The 558-nt window shown below is 49.8% G+C and carries 1 pseudogene; it reads left to right on the forward strand.

The annotated features are described in order from the left end of the window. Positions 1–558, forward strand: a pseudogene (locus VHA02S_RS26080) (hypothetical protein); the annotation flags it as partial.

Consider the following 558-nt stretch of genomic DNA (forward strand, 5'->3'; position numbering starts at 1 on the left):
GGTTGAGAATATCCGTGATGTCAATTCAACTGACGCTGCGACAGTAGCAGTCAGTGGCGGTAGCACGCGCTTCGTAACCACCGACACATTAACCATCAAAGCGGTTGATACGGACGGTAAAGAAGTCACGAAAACCACCACTGCGAATGCTCTAGGTCAATGGAATACGTCCTTGGATGTCACAAGTCTAAAAGATGGCACTATTACCGTGACTGTTAATGGCACGAACGATTTGAAAGCCGTGGCGAAAGAGGTGTCTACAACGTTCACTTTGACGCAAACCAAACCAACGGTTGATGATAGCCAAACGACTATTTCACCGCAGTACGCTGCGGCAGGTGAGACCGTCACAGTGACAGCTACATTCGATAAAGAAGTGATGACTCCAACAGGTTCAACTCTAGGTACTGCGGCGATCAACTGGACGCCACAGGTTGGCACTCACACCCAATGGGTAGGCTCTGTCCAAGTGGCAGCAGTAGCCGATTCAGTGAAGAGCGTAGAGTTAACGCTGCAAGGCTTTGAGGATGCAACTGGCAATGCTGGTGAATCGTTCAC

The sequence above is a fragment of the Vibrio harveyi NBRC 15634 = ATCC 14126 = KCTC 12724 genome, assembly GCF_001591145.1.
Classification (GTDB): domain Bacteria; phylum Pseudomonadota; class Gammaproteobacteria; order Enterobacterales; family Vibrionaceae; genus Vibrio; species Vibrio harveyi.